Annotated in this window: 1 protein-coding gene; it reads right to left on the bottom strand. The window is 62.9% G+C overall.

What is annotated here, in order from left to right; genetic code table 11:
- A partial coding sequence (gene rplN / locus GVL52_RS31680; RefSeq protein WP_160012684.1) for a 50S ribosomal protein L14 occupies nt 1-278 on the bottom strand: 278 nt, incomplete at its 3' end.
- Nucleotides 279-587: the final 309 nt, after the last annotated feature.

Below are 587 nucleotides of genomic sequence, written 5' to 3'. Positions count from 1 at the left end.
GGCTCCAGCTTTGCATTCAGCAACACTGCTGCGTTGCCGTCGAATTTGACGAGCGAACCGTCGCCGCGACGGATGCCCTTGGCGGTGCGGACCACCACTGCGCTGTAGACCTCGCCCTTCTTGACGCGGCCACGCGGAGCGGCTTCCTTGATGCTCACCTTGATGATGTCGCCCACGCTGGCATAGCGACGCTTGGAACCACCCAGCACCTTGATGCACAGGACGGACTTCGCGCCGGTATTGTCGGCAACGTCTAACCGAGTTTCTGTCTGGATCATGTGAATATTCCCAACTTGCACCAGCAGATCGACAGCCCTGGGAACGTCTCAGGGCTGCGGACCAGCCAGTCAGTCTTGGGCCCGTCGTCCGCGGCGCAAACCATTTGCGCCGCTTCCCGCTGGGCAGAAATCCGCGTAGAGAAACGCGAAGCCCTCGATTCTTTCAAAAAAGAAGGGGCGTGTCAAGCCGTTACGCAGGAACCGTGTGGTACTGCGCGGCCAGCGCCTCGAAGGCGGCCAAGCCGGGGTCGGTGCCCAGCTCTTCCTGCAGGATGGCGGCCACCTGCGGGGCCAGGCGCAGGGCCTGGG

Source organism: Rhizobium sp. 18055 (genome assembly GCF_902706285.1).
Taxonomy (GTDB): domain Bacteria; phylum Pseudomonadota; class Alphaproteobacteria; order Rhizobiales; family Rhizobiaceae; genus Rhizobium.
Note: the sequence above shows the minus strand (reverse complement) of the source record. Positions and strands in the feature narration are given on the sequence as shown.